This is a genomic window from Bradyrhizobium sp. SZCCHNS1050, from assembly GCF_032484785.1.
GTDB lineage: Bacteria > Pseudomonadota > Alphaproteobacteria > Rhizobiales > Xanthobacteraceae > Bradyrhizobium.
The window spans coordinates 2064991-2082105 of sequence record NZ_JAUETR010000001.1; the positions used below are offsets into that span (position 1 = coordinate 2064991).

11 protein-coding genes are annotated in these 17115 nt (G+C 66.4%); 8 read left to right on the forward strand and 3 right to left on the reverse strand.

From position 1 onward, the window contains the following. Positions 1-29: 29 nt before the first annotated feature. The gene (locus tag QX094_RS09405) at positions 30-2018 is read right to left on the reverse strand and encodes a methyl-accepting chemotaxis protein (protein ID WP_316187858.1); all 1989 of its coding nucleotides are present in this window, start codon (positions 2016-2018) and stop codon (positions 30-32) included. Positions 2019-2303: 285 nt separating this feature from the next. Between QX094_RS09405 and QX094_RS09410 the strand changes: the two genes are divergently transcribed. From QX094_RS09410 to QX094_RS09435, 6 genes are all read left to right on the forward strand, one after another. Further along, entirely contained in the window at positions 2304-2615 is a 312-nt protein-coding gene (locus tag QX094_RS09410; protein ID WP_315717894.1) for a hypothetical protein, read from the forward strand. A 219-nt stretch (positions 2616-2834) separates the two neighbouring features. After that, positions 2835-3569: a porin family protein gene (locus tag QX094_RS09415; RefSeq protein WP_315717895.1), complete on the forward strand. Its 735-nt coding sequence runs from the start codon at positions 2835-2837 to the stop codon at positions 3567-3569. A 243-nt stretch (positions 3570-3812) separates the two neighbouring features. Next, a complete protein-coding gene (locus tag QX094_RS09420) occupies positions 3813-5951 on the forward strand; it encodes a methyl-accepting chemotaxis protein (protein ID WP_316175655.1) in 2139 nt (712 codons plus the stop codon). A gap of 191 nt (positions 5952-6142) precedes the next feature. Next, complete coding sequence (locus QX094_RS09425) at positions 6143-7201, forward strand: MBL fold metallo-hydrolase (RefSeq protein WP_315751312.1); 1059 nt, start codon at positions 6143-6145, stop codon at positions 7199-7201. A gap of 209 nt (positions 7202-7410) precedes the next feature. Beyond that, positions 7411-8640, forward strand: coding sequence for a 5-aminolevulinate synthase (gene hemA / locus QX094_RS09430; protein WP_315717898.1), 1230 nt, complete (start codon positions 7411-7413; stop codon positions 8638-8640). A 269-nt stretch (positions 8641-8909) separates the two neighbouring features. Beyond that, complete coding sequence (locus QX094_RS09435) at positions 8910-12428, forward strand: PAS domain-containing hybrid sensor histidine kinase/response regulator (protein ID WP_315717899.1); 3519 nt, start codon at positions 8910-8912, stop codon at positions 12426-12428. Between the two features lie 14 nt (positions 12429-12442). On the opposite strand, the gene QX094_RS09440 is transcribed toward QX094_RS09435, so the two are convergent. Continuing rightward, entirely contained in the window at positions 12443-13375 is a 933-nt protein-coding gene (locus QX094_RS09440; protein WP_315717900.1) for a LysR family transcriptional regulator, read from the reverse strand. Between the two features lie 103 nt (positions 13376-13478). Between QX094_RS09440 and QX094_RS09445 the strand changes: the two genes are divergently transcribed. Beyond that, positions 13479-14450 carry an alpha/beta hydrolase gene (locus QX094_RS09445; RefSeq protein WP_315717901.1) on the forward strand — a complete coding sequence of 324 codons (972 nt, stop codon included), beginning with the start codon at positions 13479-13481 and terminating at the stop codon, positions 14448-14450. 26 nt (positions 14451-14476) lie between these two features. Further along, on the forward strand, positions 14477-14851 hold the full coding sequence (locus QX094_RS09450) for an alpha/beta fold hydrolase (RefSeq protein WP_315717902.1): 375 nt from the start codon (positions 14477-14479) through the stop codon (positions 14849-14851). A gap of 786 nt (positions 14852-15637) precedes the next feature. Here QX094_RS09450 and QX094_RS09455 read toward each other — a convergent pair. After that, on the reverse strand, positions 15638-17014 hold the full coding sequence (locus QX094_RS09455) for an IS30 family transposase (protein ID WP_315715219.1): 1377 nt from the start codon (positions 17012-17014) through the stop codon (positions 15638-15640). Positions 17015-17115: the final 101 nt, after the last annotated feature.

The window sequence follows — 17115 nt, forward strand, 5'->3', positions numbered from 1 at the left end:
GAGAGCGGAGGCAGGCGACCTCGCTCCGTCTAGGCCGCCTGCCGTGCGAAGGTCCGCCTGAACCATGCCAGGAACGCCTCGCGATTTTGGCCGGGGTCGAACTCGACATGCAGCGCGTCCTTTTCACGGGCGCGAACCCGATACGGCACGCTGCCGTCGAAGCCGCTGAATTCCATGACGCCGCGATCGCCGATGCCCGGCTCGGGGTCGAACCGGAACCAGGCGCCGCCTTCGGAAATGTCCACCAGATCGGCCTTCACCGCGCCCCTGCGATCGTCGACGACCTTGATCGACAGGCTCGACTTCAACCGCGGCGACTGACGGCGATCGGCTTCGGCGGTCGCCGTCCTGACGGCCTTCACCAGCGTGGCACGGAGCGAGGTCAGGCCCGTTGCCACGGAGCCGATGGCGTTGCGCACCTCGGCGGCCCGATCATTGACCATGCCGGCGTCCCTGCCGACATTGCCGATCTTGGACGACACGTCGCGCGCCGCGCTGGCCGATGACTGGACCGAGCGGCTGATCTCCTGGGTCGCCGCGTGCTGCTCCTCCATCGCCGCGGCGATCGAGGCTGCGACCTCGTCGATCTCGGAAATCTGGCTGCCGATGCCTTCGACGACGTCGACGGTCGCCTGCGTGGTGGTCTGCACCTCGCCGATCAGGCGCGAGATCTCCTCGGTCGATTTGGCGGTCTGATCCGACAGCGACTTGACCTCGGCCGCAACCACGGCAAAGCCGCGACCGGCATCGCCGGCGCGCGCGGCCTCGATGGTGGCATTGAGCGCCAAAAGGTTGGTCTGCTCGGCAATGCCGCCGATCAGGTTGGAGACCTCGGCGATCTTGTCCACGGCCGTGGACAAGGAGAGCATCGTGTTCTTCGCCTTCTCGCGCTCGGTCACCGCCGATTTGGTGATCGTGCTGGCGCGCGCCACCTGGCTCGAGATCTCGCGGATCGCCGAGCTCAGTTGCTCGGCTGCCGACGAGACCGTCTGGGCATTGGAGAGCGACTTCTCCGAGGCTGCGGCCACCGATTGCGCATCGGTCGACAGTTCCTCGGCCAGTTTCGAGAGGCCTGCGGCGACGGCCTCGACCTGGCGCGATGCGCCGGCCGCAGCTTCGACGGACGTCTCGGTCTCGCGCTCGATCACGTCGGCCATGTCGAGCATGGCGCGCTTCTTATGCTCCTCGGCGGCCGCACGATCGCGCTCCTGCCTGTCGCGGAGGCTCGCGTTCTCGAGCGCGTTGGTCTTGAAGATGCTCAGCGCGCCCGCCATCGCGCCGATCTCATCGCCGCGTTCCGAATAGGAAATGTCGGCCGACAGATCGCCCTCGGCGATCCGCCGCATCAGCCCGGTCATGCGCGACAGCGGACGGACGACGCCGATCACCAGCCCCGACATGCCGGCGACGACCAGAGCCAGAACGATGCCGGACACGGTCCACACAATGATGGAGATGCTGCGATCCTGGGTCGCCGCCGTCGCCTCCATGTCCGAATTCAGCTTGTTCGCCTTGTCGACCAGCGTATCGATCACCGCGCGGTGGGCGGCGTAGGCTTCGGCCAGCCGGGCATAGGCGGCATCGGCCTTCGCCATGTCGCCGGAGCGCAGCGCCGGGATCAACTCGGCCTCCAGGGCCTGCCAGAATTTCCGGACCTCGCCGTCCGATCGTTCGACCAGCAGCGATTTCAGATCGGACTGCAGCGCCGAGCCGGTCCAGAACGTCTTGCGATCCTCATAGTCCTTCTTCAGTTGCGCCAGCTTATTGACGTGCGTGTCGAGATCGTTCGGCGTCCGGAGTGCGAGGGTCGCCTCGAGATAGGCCTCGAGCACATATTCAGGCGGCGGCAGGATGTCGGCCACCAGATCATTGCCGAGCTTGATCTTGTCGTAGAGGGGCCCGCCGACCTTGAGCTCGCGCAGCGCATAGGCGCTGGTCAGCACGACCGCACCGAAGCCGAGTGCGAGCACAAGGCCAAAAGCCGCAATGAACGTGGAAATGGAGAGACGCATCTTCATGTCGGCGGCACATTCGCTGGAGGGTGGACTGCACCCGCCGTCGCCCCGCCGGAGCCCTCTCCGCTCGCTTGCATGGAGCTGGTCCGTCCGGAACGACCGGCATCGAGTCGTTAATTTGATCAGCGTGCACAACCTTTTCTCAGGGAAGGTAAATTTCCGCCCCCGTAGAAATGCGGTCCAACCCGCTTCGGCAGAGGATGCAGGCGCTCCTCCCACTATGACCTGGCGCAAGGCGGCCGGAGGCGGATCTGCGAACATTTACGGATCGTCGCTTCAGGAGCCACCATGTCGAAACCCATCCCGGACAAGGCCGAGATCGCGCTCGAATATCCCGACAAGTTCTATGCCGGCACGTTCGAGCATTCCTCGCGGTTCGAAGCCCATCTCGAATCATCCGGCCTGGCATTGACCCTGGAGCGGCCCGGCCCAGAGGACGTCCGCAAGTCGATCCATATGCACCTGAACTTCGGACTGCTCGCCGCGATTCTGCACGAGCTCGCCGCCGGCATCGCTTCGATGCCCAAGGACGACATCGTTCATCGCGAGCAGCTGCGCGACGCAGTCGCGGCTCTGCATCGAGCTCTTAACGCGCCTTAACCGGTTGTGCCGCGGCGGCACAAAGGAGTCCGGCGTTAACTCCCGGTTCAGCCTTCGTTAGTGTATTGCTAACTACGCCAGAACCTTTGCCCGGAGAAGGTCGGGTTGGAGGCCGGTGTGCTGCGGGAGTGACAGCATTTTATTCAAAAGCGATCTATCTCCGATCCATCGACGGCGCGCGATGCGCGAGCCTTGTTAGTTGAGTATCGGAGACCCGCCATGAAGAAGATCCTGTTCGCAACCGTTGCCGTCGCCGCGCTGGCTTCGGCCCAGTCCGCTGTCGCCGCCGATCTCGGCGCCCGGACCTATCCCTACGCCACCAAGGCGCCGCCGGCTTACGCCGCCCCGATCTACAACTGGACCGGCTTCTATCTCGGCGCCCATCTCGGCGGCGCGTTCTCCAGCGACAACAACTTCTCCGGCCTCGCCACCGGCAACAACTCCAACGGCCGCTTCCTGGGCGGCTTGCAGGTCGGCGCCGACTGGCAGTTCGCACCGACCTGGGTGATCGGCGCCGAGGGCCAGTACAGCTGGCTGAGCGGCAGCGTCGGCGCCGCCTTCCCCGGCGGCCTCGTCTACACCAACAGCCAGCGCGGCCTCGGCTCGATCACCGGCCGCTTCGGCTATACCTGGGGTCCGGGCCTGCTCTACGTGAAGGGCGGCTACGCCTATTCCGACAACAACGAGAAGGTGACGTTCGCCGGCACGCCGGTCGGCTTCGCGACCAATGGCGACCATCGCAACGGCTGGACCGTCGGCGGCGGACTCGAATACATGTTCGCGCCGAACTGGTCGGCCAAGGCCGAGTATCAGTACTACAATTTCGGCAGCGCCACCTTCACGGCGCCCGCCGCGCTGGTGCCGACCGGCAGCTTCACCACCGACGACCACACCTTCAAGGCTGGCGTGAACTACCGCTTCAACTGGGGCGCTCCGCTCGCGGCCCGCTACTGATCCGCAGGCGTCAAATAACAACAAACGACGGGAAGGCCGGCAGCGATGCCGGCCTTTTCTGTCATAGGTTATCGAAAGCGCGGCCCAACAATCCCTTCCGTCCCGTTAAATGCCGCACGGTGAAATGCGAAAATGCGAGAAAACTCAGCACTGCCCGAGTAGTTTCCCGGATTTGTTAACCGCCCGCCGCGATACTGCCTGCAAGCAACAGCTCCAAGTAGTGCATATCGGGGGACACCAGAGATGGCGATTCGGTTCAGCTTCAGCAGGGTGCTCGGAGTCCTGCGACCCAGATGGGGCGTCCGCGGCAGCCTGTTCGCAGCCTTCGCAGTGATCGCGGGCATGGCGATCGCGATCAGCGTCGCTGCGGGACTGATGCTGCGACACGTCGGCGGCACCATGGTCGAACTCTCGGGCCGCGAGATTCCGCGCCTGACCTCGAGCCTGCAGCTGCTGGCGCAGAGCTCCGGCCTGGCCAGCCTCGGCCCGGCGCTGCTGCAGTCCCAGAGCGAGGACGCGCTCAACGAGCGCCTGAAGAAGATGCAGGAGATCCAGAAGACCACGCAGGAGCGCCTGAGCGAGATCAGCGCGCTCGGCGCCGCGAAGAGCGTGGTGGCTCCGCTCGCCGAGACCATCAAGAACATCAACGAGGCCAATCAGAGCCTGGTGTCGGCCGCACGCGAGCGGCTCGAAGTGGCGGCCCTGCACAACAAGCAGTATGACGCGTTGCGCAAGGCGCAGGCGGACTTCACTGCCGCCGCCAACGAGCCGATGCTGGATGCCCAGACGCAGCTCAACGCCGTGCTCGGCGCAGCCGAGGTGTCGGCAGACGACGCAACGGCAGCCGCACGGTTCGTCGAGCAGCTCGGCAATGTGATCGCGTCCGGCAACCTGCTGGTGGCGCAGATGGCTGCCGCGCTATCGGCCAACGACAGCGACACGCTGGAGACGATCGAGCGGCAGTTCAAGGAGGCGGTGGCGCAGCTCAAATCCAATCTCGAATTGCTGCCGACCGGCCGCAGCACCAAGGCAATCCACGATGCCGCGCTGAAGCTCGCCGCGCTCGGCGAGGGCAAGGCCCGCGTGTTCAAGACGCGCGAGAAGGAGCTCGACGCCAACGACTACGGGCAGACCGTGCTGGAGGAGACGCGCAAGCTCAATGTCGGTCTCGACATCAGCGTGCAGCAGCTCGTCGAAGGCGTGCGCAAGTCGACCGAAAGCACCACCGGCACGGCGGGCCGTGACATCGAGCTGGCAACGCTCGGCATGGCCGGTGCCGGCGCAGCCACGCTGCTCGGCTCGGTGCTGTTCGTCTGGCTCTATGTCGGCGGCAACATCCTGCGCCGGATCAAGCGGCTGCAGCAGGCGATGCAGACGCTGTCGAGCGGCGATCTCGACACCGAGATTGCGGCCTCGAAGCAGCGCGACGAGATCGGCACGATGGTCGACACCCTGCAGGTGTTCCGCGAGAACATGGTCCGTGCCCGCACCCTGGCCGCCGAGCAGGACCGCGAGAATGCCGCCAAGGCCGAGCGCGCCGCGCGCATGGAGGCCCAGATCGCCACGTTCGAGGCGACGGTGCGCAGCGCCCTCGGCACGCTGCAGAACTCCGCCACGGCCATGCAGGCGACCGCGCAGAGCATGTCACAGACCGCCGACCAGTCCAACTCGCTGGTCAATGCGGTCGCGGCGGCTGCCGAGGAGACCTCGGTCAACGTCCAGACCGTGTCGGCCGGCACCGAGCAATTGTCGTCGTCGATCGCGGAGATCAGCCGCCAGGTCGTGACCTCGGCCCAGATCGCCAAGAAGGCGGTCGAGGAAGCCGGCGCCACCGATTCGACGATGCAGGGACTCGCCGACAACGCGAGCCGCGTCAGCGTCGTCGTCGACCTGATCCAGGCGATCGCCTCGCAGACCAACCTGCTCGCGCTCAACGCCACCATCGAGGCGGCGCGCGCCGGCGAGGCCGGCCGCGGCTTCGCGGTGGTCGCGCAGGAGGTGAAGAGCCTGGCGAGCCAGACCGCCAAGGCCACCGACGAGATCCGCACCCAGATCGCAGGCATGCAGCAGGTCGCCTCGTCGGCGGTGTCGGCGATCCGCAACATCGGCGAGACCATCGCCGAGATCGACAACGTCACCACCGCGATTGCCGCCGCCGTGGAGCAGCAGGGCACCGCGACGCACGAGATCGCCCGCAACATCCAGCAGGCGGCCTCCGGCACCACCGAGGTCTCCAACAACATCACAGGCGTCTCCAGCGCCTCGGCCCAGGCCGGCACCTCCGCCAACGAGGTGCTCAGTGCCTCCGAAGCGCTGCGGCGCGAGGCCGACACCCTGCGCGCCGAGGTCGATGCGTTCCTGACCAACATCCGAGCGGCGTAGTTGCTACTCGCCGGTCATTCCGGGTTCGAGGCCTGCGGCCTCGCCCCGGAATGACGGGGGCGTGGCGAAGCAGAAGGCGTCGAGGCAGGTCATGCTGGCGCGACCCGAAGCACCTTCCGTACCCCGGAATGCCAAGCAGCCATGTGTTTTTCGGCTGGCGCTCGTCCGCGGCGGCCGTTAATCGATGAGGCATGACCAAGACCGACACCGCCACCTCCTCCGCCGAAGCCCTGCGCTATCCCTGGGAGCAGCATCCCGGCGAGGACCAGGTCGTCGAGGTCGCGCCCGGCGTGCTGTGGCTGCGGCTGAAGCTGCCGTTCCGCCTCAACCATGTGAACATCTATCTGCTCGCCGACGGCGACGGCTGGGTCGCGGTGGACTCCGGCTTCGGCAACGAGGAGTCGATCGCCGCCTGGACGCGGCTGCTCGACGGCCCGCTGAAGCATGTAAAGATCACCCGGCTGATCGTCACGCATTCGCATCCCGACCATGTCGGGCTCGCCGGCTGGATCGTCGAGCGCTTCAATTGCCCGCTGGTGATGTCGCAGGTCGAGTACCTGCAGTCGGTCTATCACCAGAACCGCGGCACCGAGGAGCGCCGCAATGCCCAGCGGCTGTTCTTCCGCCGCCACGGCATGGACGAGACCCTGACCGACAAGCTGCTCGGCCGCGGCCAGGAATATCTGCAGCGCGTCTCGGTGTTGCCGGCCTCCTACCGCCGCATCTCCCATGGCGACGAAATCCAAATCGGCAGCCGGCGCTTCAAGGTCATCACCGGCGGCGGGCACGCGCTCGACCAGGTCATGCTGTACTGCGCCGCCGACAAGCTGTTCCTGTCCGCCGACCAGGTGCTGAGCAAGATCTCGCCCAATGTCAGCGTCTGGGCGGTCGAGCCCGACCAGAACTCGCTCGGCGAATATCTGGCGTCGCTGGCGAGCCTCACCACCACCCTGCCCTATGACGTGCTGGTGCTGCCAGGCCATGGCGTGCCGTTCTACGGGCTGAAGACGCGCATCAAGCAGCTCGCCGACCACCATGAGGAGCGCTGCCGGATGATCGCCGACGCCTGCCGCGACGAGCCGAAGACCTCGGCGCAGCTCGTGCCGGTCGTGTTCCACAAGCACGTGCTCGACCCGCACCAGATGGGCTTCGCCGCCGGCGAGCTGATCGCCCATGTCAACTACATGCTGGTCGAGGGCCGCCTGACCAGCCAGACCATCGACGGCGTGCTGCATTATCGCACCACCTGAGGCTGCGGGGCCGCGACGCCGCCGCGTCGCCGCAATCCCGGCGCCGTTCGGCCGAGATCACTCCCCCCTTGGACAAATCGCCCAATTCCTGCCTTGGGATTCCGGCTCGACAGCCGCTCTGGAAACGCTCTAAGAAGACCTCACGCCACGCATGCCGCGAGGTTTTCGCTTCAGGTGCTGCACTGCAGCGCGCCAGTTCGGGTTTCGTGATGGACTACAGCCAGTACTTCAGTGCCGCCCTCGGTCGCCTGCATGATGAGCGTCGCTACCGAGTCTTCGCCGATCTCGAACGCATCGCCGGCCGGTTCCCGCACGCGACCTGGCACTCGCCGAGTGGACCGCGCAATGTCGTGATCTGGTGCTCCAACGACTATCTCGGCATGGGCCAGCACCCGAAGGTGGTCGGCGCGATGGTCGAGACCGCAACCCGCGTCGGCACCGGCGCCGGCGGCACCCGCAACATCGCCGGAACCCATCATCCCCTGGTGCAGCTCGAGGCCGAGCTCGCCGACCTCCACGGCAAGGAAGCGGCGCTGCTGTTCACCTCCGGCTACGTGTCGAACCAGACCGGCATCGCCACGCTCGCCAAGCTGATTCCCGACTGCCTGATCCTGTCGGACGCGCTGAACCACAATTCGATGATCGAGGGCGTGCGCCAGTCCGGCTGCGAGCGCCAGATCTGGCGCCACAACGATCTCGCCCATCTCGAACAGCTCCTGATCGCCGCCGGTCCTAACAGGCCGAAGCTGATCGCCTGCGAGAGCCTGTATTCGATGGACGGCGACGTGGCGCCGCTGGCTGCGATCTGCGATCTCGCCGAGCGCTACAATGCGATGACCTATGTCGACGAGGTGCACGCGGTCGGCATGTACGGCCCGCGCGGCGGCGGCATCGCCGAGCGTGATGGCGTCATGCACCGCATCGACATCCTCGAAGGCACGCTGGCGAAGGCGTTCGGCTGCCTCGGCGGCTACATCGCCGCGAAGGGCGAGATCATCGACGCGGTTCGCTCGTACGCGCCGGGCTTCATCTTCACGACCGCGCTGCCGCCGCCGATCTGCTCGGCCGCCACGGCTGCGATCAAGCACCTGAAATCGTCGAGCTGGGAGCGCGAGCGCCACCAGGACCGCGCCGCACGGGTGAAGGCGGTCCTCAACGCCGCCGGCCTGCCGGTGATGACCAACGACACCCACATCGTGCCGCTGTTCGTCGGCGATCCCGAGAAGTGCAAGCAGGCCTCCGATCTCCTGCTGGAAGAGCACGGCATCTACATCCAGCCGATCAACTACCCGACGGTCGCCAAGGGCACCGAGCGCCTGCGCATCACGCCCTCGCCCTACCACGACGACGGCCTGATCGATCGCCTGGCCGAGGCCCTGCTGCAGGTCTGGGAACGGCTCGGCCTGGCGCTGCACAAGAAGCCGCTCGCGGCGGAGTAGCATCGCTCTCTCCGTCATTCCGGGGCGTGCGAAGCACGAGCCCGGAATCCATCGGGCAGCACGGCATCAGGCGACATGGATTCCGGGCTCGCCCTGCGGGCGCTCCGGAATGACGGCGGAGACTGCGGGGTCTCCCGCGCTAACGATGACTCCAGCTCCGCGCTCTCTCGGCAAGATCGCTATCGCCCTGCCTCCAGCAACGGGCTAGATTTCCCGGACAACGGGATCAGCCCGGAGCCTTCGAGGAAGACGTCGGAGACGCGTAGGAGATGCTGCACGACTGGGGCGTGATCCTGGCCGCGTTCGGCTATATCGGGTTCCTGTTCCTGGTCGCCAGCCGCGGCAACCGGGCCGGCGAACGGCGGCCGGCAGAGAGCCGCGGTCGGCTGGCCGGGCTGATCTACCCGCTGTCGCTGGCGATCTACTGCACGTCCTGGACCTTCTTCGGCTCGGTCGGCTTTGCCTCCCGCACCAGCGTCGACTTCCTCGCGATCTATCTCGGGCCGATCCTGATGGTCGGCGCCTGCACGCCGCTGCTGCGCCGGGTGATCCGGCTCGCCAAGTCGCAGAACATCACCTCCGTCGCCGACCTGATCGGCGCCCGCTACGGCAAGAGCCAGGCGGTGGCGGCCACCGTGGCGCTGATCGCGATCATCGGCTCGGTGCCCTACATCGCGCTGCAGCTCAAGGCCGTCGCCTCGTCGCTGCAGACCATCCTGATCGACGACCGCGCCTTCGCCCACATCCCCTTCGTCGGCGACATGGCGCTGATGGTCACCTTGGCGATGGCTGTCTTCGCGGTGCTGTTCGGAACGCGGCAGACCGACGCCACCGAGCATCAGCACGGCCTGATGCTGGCGGTCGCGACCGAGTCGATCATCAAGCTGGTCGCCTTCATCGCCGCCGGCGCCTTCGTCACCTTCTGGATGTTCTCGCCGGTCGAGCTGATCGAGCGGGCCATGAAATCGCCGGAGGCCGAGCGCGCGCTGGAATATGTGCCGGGCATCGGCAATTTCCTCACCATGACCCTGCTGTCGTTCTGCGCCGCGATGCTGCTGCCGCGCCAGTTCCATGTCAGCGTGGTCGAGAACGCCGACGATGCCGAGGTGTCGCGTGCGCGCTGGCTGTTTCCGCTCTATCTGATCGCGATCAATCTGTTCGTGATCCCGATCGCTCTCGCCGGCCTCATCACCTTCCCGTTCGGCGCCGTCGACAGCGACATGTACGTGCTGGCGCTGCCGATCGAAGCCAATTCGCAATGGCTGTCGATCCTGGTCTTCGTCGGCGGCCTGTCGGCGGCGACCGCGATGGTGATCGTCGAATGCGTGGCGCTGTCGATCATGGTGTGCAACGACATCGTCGTGCCCCTGGTGCTGCAGCGCCAGGAGCAGCGCGAGATCGGCCGCGACTTCGCCGGCTTCCTGCTCGGCACCCGCCGCATCGCGATCTTCGCCATCATGGTGATGGCCTATTTCTACTACCGCGCGCTCGGCAACACCCAGCTCGCCGCGATCGGCCTGCTGTCGTTCGCCGCCATCGCGCAGCTCGCGCCGAGCTTCTTCGGCGGTCTGTTCTGGCGGCGCGCGACCGCGCGCGGCGCGATGGGCGGCATGCTGGTCGGCTTCGCCGTCTGGCTCTACACGCTGTTCATCCCGAGCTTCCTCGACACCTCCACCGCCGGCATCCTGTTCCTGCAGCACGGTCCGTTCGGCTTCGAGCCGCTGCGGCCGCAGGCGCTGCTCGGCACCGATTTGCCGCCGCTGCTGCACGGCGTGCTGTGGAGCCTGTCGCTCAATCTCTTGACCTACGTCGTGCTGTCGCTGGCGCGGCAGCCGTCGTCGATCGAGCTGTTGCAGGCCGACATCTTCGTGCCGGCCGAGCTGACGCCGAGTGCGCCGAGCTTCCGGCGCTGGCGCTCGACCGTGACGGTGCAGGACATCCAGAGCACGGTCGGCCAATATCTCGGTCCCGACCGTGCCCGCGCCTCGTTCGAGGCGTTCGCCGCCCAGCGCAACCTCCCGCTCGATCCGGCCGCGCCGGCCGATTTCGAGCTGCTGCGCCATGCCGAGCACCTGATCGCCTCCTCGATCGGCGCGGCGTCGTCGCGCCTTGTGATGTCGCTGCTCCTGCGCAAGCGCACGGTGTCGGCCAAGGCCGCGCTCAAGCTGCTCGACGATTCCCATGCCGCGCTGCATTTCAACCGCGAGATCCTGCAGACCGCGCTGAACCATGTGCGCCAGGGCATCGCGGTGTTCGACGCCGACCTGCAACTGATCTGCTCCAACGGCCAGTTCGTCGACCTGCTCGGGCTGCCGCCGGATCTGGTGCAGATCGGCAGTCCGTTGAAGGAGATCCTCGAATTCATGGGCACGATCGGCGCGCCCACCTATGAGGACGGCGAGGCGCTGCTGGCGCGGCGGCTCGCCGCCTACACCACCGAAGGCGAGCCCTATCTGGAACGCCTCGCCGACCGCCACATGGTGATCGAGGTCCGCACCAACCGCATGCCGGATGGCGGCCTCGTCATCACCTTCACCGACGTCACGCCCTCGTTCGAAGCCGCCGAGGCACTGGAGCGCGCCAATGCGACGCTGGAGAAGCGCGTCCGCGACCGCACCGAGGAGCTGACGCGGCTGAATTCGGAGCTGGCGCTGGCCAAGAGCGCCGCCGAGGACGCCAACATCTCCAAGACGCGCTTCCTTGCGGCGGCCAGCCACGACATCCTGCAGCCGCTGAACGCGGCGCGGCTCTACGTGACGAGCCTCGTCGAGCGGCAGACGGCCGGCGAGGATTCGCGCCTGGTCGAGAACATCGACGACTCGCTCGAGGCGATCGAGGAGATTCTCGGCGCGCTGCTCGACATCTCCCGGCTCGATGCCGGCGCGATGACGCCGCAGGTCTCGAGCTTCAAGATGGCCGACCTGATGCGCTCGCTGGAGATCGAGTTCGCGCCCGCCGCGCGCGCCAAGGGTCTGGAGCTGGTGTTCGTGCCGTCGTCGCTGCCGGTCGAGTCCGACCGTCTGCTGTTGCGCCGGCTGCTGCAGAACTTCATCTCCAACGCCATCAAGTACACCCCCAAGGGCCGCGTGCTGGTCGGCTGCCGCCGCCACGGCCAGTCGCTGCAGATCGGCGTCTACGACACCGGCGTCGGCATCCCCCCGGTCAAGCGCGGCGAGATCTTCAAGGAATTCCACCGCCTCGAGCAGGGCGCGCGGATCGCGCGCGGCCTCGGCCTGGGGCTGTCGATCGTCGAGCGCATCGCGCGCGTGCTGAACCACGGCATTGCGCTGGACTCGCGGCCCGGCCGCGGCTCGGTGTTCTCAGTGACGGTGCCGATCGCCAAGGCGATCAACCACACCGCCGCCGTCACCACCGCGACCCCGCTGGCGACGACGCCGATTGCGGGCGCCCTGATCGTCTGCATCGAGAACGATCCGGCGATCCTCGACGGCATGAAGACCCTGCTGACGGCGTGGGACGCCGAGGTGATCGCCGTCCCTGATCCGGAGTCCGCGATGGAGGCGATCGCGGCGCGCGACGGCGCCGTCACCGGCCTGCTCGTCGACTACCATCTCGACCGCGGCAACGGCATCGCCGCCATCCGCGACATCCGCCGCCGCTTCAACGAGGCGCTGCCCGCGATCCTGATCACCGCCGACCGCAGCCCCCACGTCCGCGCTGCCGCCCGCGACGACAACATCGCCGTGCTCAACAAGCCGCTGAAGCCGGCGTCGCTGCGGGCGTTGTTGGGACAGTGGCGGATTCAGCAGATGGTGGCGGCGGAGTAAGGGCGGCTGCCAAGTCACGACCCTCGCCGCGTTGCTGCCTTGCCGGGACTGTCCCCCATCCGCTCGACCAGATAGTCCACGAACACCCGAACACGCGCGGGCGTGTTGGCGCCGCCGACGAAGACGGCGTGAAAGACCTCCCTGTCGCCGGGATTGAACGCTTCGAGCAGCGGCACCAGCCGCCCCTCTGCGATCGCGTTGCCGAGGCTGAAATCGCCGACGCGGGCGATGCCGACGCCATCGAGCGCGAGCTGGCTGAGCGTGTCGCCGCTGTTGGCTTCGACGGCGCCGCGCACCTTCAGCGCATAGTCGACGCCATCGCGGCGGAACGGCCACACCGGCTCGGCGCGGCGAAAGCTGAAGTTCAGGCAATTGTGGTTGTAGAGGTCTTCCGGCGCCTCCGGCACGCCCCAGCGCGCCAGGTAGTCGGGCGAGGCGACGATGGTGCGGCCGTTGTCGCCGAGGCGGCGCGCGGTGAGCGCGCTGTCGGGCAGCGGACCGCCGCGAATCGCGACGTCCGCCTGCCCCGCCGCCACGTCGACGAGCCCGTCGCTCAGATTGATGTCGACCAGGATGTTCGGATAGCGCCGCACGAACTCGCCGAGCAGAGGGACGATGCAGACGCGGCCGTGCGAGAGGGCGGCGCTGACCCGGATGCGCCCGCGCGGCGCGCCCTGGTCTGCGATCGCCTGCTCGGCCTCGTCGAGGTCGGCGAGAATGCGACGGGCGGCCGCGAGATAGGACTGCCCCTCGGCGGTCAGCGTCAGCGCCCGCGTGCTTCGCAACAGCAGCCGCGCGCCAAGCCGCGCCTCGATGCGGTCGAGCGTCCGGCTCACAGCCGATGGCGTCAGCCCGAGACTGCGACCAGCGGCCGAGAAGCTGCCGCTGCCGGCGACGGCGCAGAACACTTCGAGATCCCTGGCACGATCCGCGCTGGCCAGTACCATCTTTGCGTCCCGATCAAAAATCCTTGGCGCGGCTACCCTCTAATACCGCGCACCTCCCTCGTCTAGCTTTGCGTGCATCAACACGCCCAATGAGGAGATCGCCATGACCCTTCCCCGCCTGCTGCAACGAACCGCCCTCGCCGCCAGCGCGCTCACGATGCTGACCAGCGCCGCCCTCGCCGACGCAACCGACGCGCCCGGCAATTTCCCGAAGACCTTCCGCACCCAGGAGATCCCGACCAACGGCACCACGATCCATGTCCGCGTCGGCGGCAGCGGACCGGCGGTCGTCCTGCTGCACGGCTATGGCGACACCGGCGACATGTGGGTGCCGCTCGCCGCTAAGCTCGCCGAGAACCACACCGTGATCGTGCCCGACCTGCGCGGGCTCGGCCTGTCCGCCCGCGCCGACAGGGGCTTTGAGAAGGCCAACCAGGCCGAGGACATCACCGGCGTCATGGACGCGCTGGGCGCGCGCACCGCCGAGGTCGTGGCGCACGACATCGGCAACATGGTCGCCTATGCGCTGGCGGCGCGGCACGCCGACCGCGTGACCAAGCTGGTGCTGATGGATGCGCCGGTGCCGGGCATCGGCCCGTGGGAGGAGATCCTGAAGAACCCGCTGCTGTGGCACTTCCGCTTCGGCGGCCCCGACATGGAGCGCCTGGTGGAGGGGCGCGAGCGCATCTATCTCGACCGCTTCTGGAACGAGTTCTCGGCTAACCCTGCCCACTTCCCGGAGGCCGCGCGCGTCCATTACGCGCAGCTCTATGCCGGCCCGGGGCGGATGCATGCGGGCTTCAGCCAGTTCGCCGCCTTCGATCAGGACGCGATCGACAACCGCGCCTGGCTCGCGGCGCATGGCAAGCTGACGATGCCGGTGCTGGCGATCGGTGGCGCGGCGTCCTTCGGCCCGACCATGGCGGTGGTGGCACGGGCCGGCGCGTCCAACGTGCAGGAGCAGGTCATCCCCGGCTCCGGCCATTGGCTGATGGAGGAGCAGCCGGCCGCGACGGTCGCTGCGATCGACGCCTTCCTCAACGGGCAGTCCGCCGCCACGCCGCCGCGCAACTGATCCAACGCAGCAGAAGGGCGCCGATCATGTCGACCCACACATGCGATGATGCGATCGGCGGGGCCAACGCCTCGCAAAGGCGCGCGATCATCTTCATCCACGGCCTGTGGCTGAAGCCCGGCTCGTGGGATCGGTGGGTCGAGCTGTTCGACGCCGCCGGCTACGCCGGGTTGGCGCCCGGCTGGCCGGCGGAGATGGGTGGCGCCGCCGCGCCCGAAACCATCGGCGAGGTAGCGGCGCACTTCGCCGCGATCGCGGGCGCACTCGACCGGCGCCCCGCCCTCATCGGCCATTCCTTCGGCGGCCTGATCGCGCAGATCCTCGTACGCAAAGGCAGTTGCTTCGGACGACAGGTTCAAGGCTCCCAATGTGGAATGGGACTTCGTTGCAATATCGAATAGCTTGACTCGCGACGCCGAAATTGAGACGCGCCAGACTGGCAAAGCACGCGGCTTAGTGGCCGAGTATGACGAGCCGAAGGTTCGAGTTTGGGTAAAGACCTGGGGTCAGATAATCTCGGAATCCGAAGGTCGCCTAACATTTTACAAGCGACGCCTGGAGTACAAGGCCAATGACGTAGAAGCACTTCGATATCTGCGAACGGTCAATCCCAATTATCTTAGCGACGAAGTGAGGGAGGAGATTGCTACACTCGATCTCAAAGATCAGGTCTAGCCGACCGGATTGATGTACGGACCAACAAGGCGTCACTTGCTCCACAAGACTGGAAGGCCTCGGTAACAGTCCAACAAAACTCAACGTCGCAAACCTCGCGGCAGGGCGCCTCGGCACACCTGCGGAATCTTACCGTGGCTTTGGGGAGACTTGCACGGAGATGGGCCTAAGCGAAGCTTGCGCACTTTGCTCTGCGTCCCCCTAGATACAGACTTTCTTTTTCCCCGAAATCGTGCTACCCCTTGAGTCGTCCCGTGCTCGTCATGAGGGGCGCTTCGCGATCGTCACGAACGTGGGGTGCGGGACGCGGTGGGCGCGTCGGGTCGCAGCGTGATCATTCATGCCGACGAACGATCCGGCGCGCACGGTCAAGCCGTGTGGTCCTGGCATCCCGGTGCTGATGCCAAGTCGGTGACGACGATGTTGCCGACGACGGGGGCAAGAACGCCGGTCCCCGGGGAGAGCTCGGAGCAGCCGTCAAAACCATCGCGCAGGGAGGGCCGGGGGCGGGCTCAAGCGGTGGTCGCAACACCAAGTGTTTTCATTCGTGACAGCAGCTCGTCAAGCGCTTCTGCTGGAGTTTTCCATCCTAGCGTCTTTCTCGGTCGGGAATTGAGCGCTGCGGCCACGGCGGCGATCTCGTCAGCATCGTAGACGCTCAGATCGGTACCTTTCGGGAAGTACTGCCGCAGCAGGCCATTCGTGTTCTCGTTCGTGCCACGTTGCCAGGGGCTTCTTGGATCGCAGAAGTAGATCTGAAGGTCTGTATCGATCTTGAGGTCACTGTGTTGAGCCATTTCGGTCCCCTGATCCCAGGTTAGCGAGCGGCGGAGTTCTTTGGGCAAGGTGACGATGGTGCGCGTGATCGCATCGCGTACCGCTTCAGCTCCGTGTCCGGAGAGCGCAGGCCCATCCTTCGTACGTGGGCCATCGTCAAACCCCGGCAGCCGTGGAAGGTGCAGGAGCATTGTAAACCGCGTGCTGCGTTCGACCAGCGTGCCGATTGCCGAGCTGGCGGAGCCGACGATCAGATCTCCTTCCCAATGTCCCGGCACAGCTCGATCCGCGACTTCGGCCGGACGCTCACTGATCATGATCTCTGGCGATATGAAGCCTTTGCTGCGCTTCCGCGTACGCGCTCGGGGCACGCGCAGCGCACGTCCCGTTCGCAAACAGGACGACAACTCGCGTTTCAGCGCTCCTCGGCCCTGAACAAAAAGCGCCTGGTAAATGGCTTCGTGGCTGATGCGCATCGCCTCGTCATCCGGGAAGTCGATCGGTAAGCGCCGGGCAATCTGCTCGGGACTCCACGCTTTCGTCCACCCCTGATCCTGGCTAGAGCCCGCACGACCGGCCTTCCGCCGAACGCCGCCTGGAGGTGCGACAAACCCTGCAAGCCGCTCTTCAACATAAGCGCGCAAGGCGGCGTTGCTTGCAAGCTTGCTCGGCTTAGGACGCCGGGCCGATCGATCTGCATGCCACTGGGCGGCCGTCGCCCGATAGGCCATCTTGCCGCCGTGCGTGGCCGCATTGCGATCGAGTTCACGGGAGATGGTCGAGGGAGATCGATTGAGACGCCGCGCTATCTCTCGTACAGAATGGCGCTGCGCATTCAGCAGCGCAATCTCTTCGCGCTCAGAAAAAGAGAGGTGCCGTCCGGAGAGCGGCTTCGCTGAAGGTCGGAACATTGCCGGTGCCACGCCGCCCGCTTTTCGAAATAATCGGGGGCCGACAGCATCCGATAATCCAGCAGCCAGCGCAGCATTCTCGCTGTTCAACCCAGCGGCAATCCCACGCCAAAATTTCTGCTGTTCCGCACGCCCCGCAACTGGTGGGCGCCCCAATGATCCCAGCTTGCCCCGCGTTGACCGTTTCTTTCGAATGCCCATCGCAACCTCCTCATCGAGTGTTGCGACGACCAATTGAATCCGCCGGGTGTGTTCGGCCAGACCTGTGGTGACTGCCGCCTGCTTTTTTCTGCAGGCGGGCC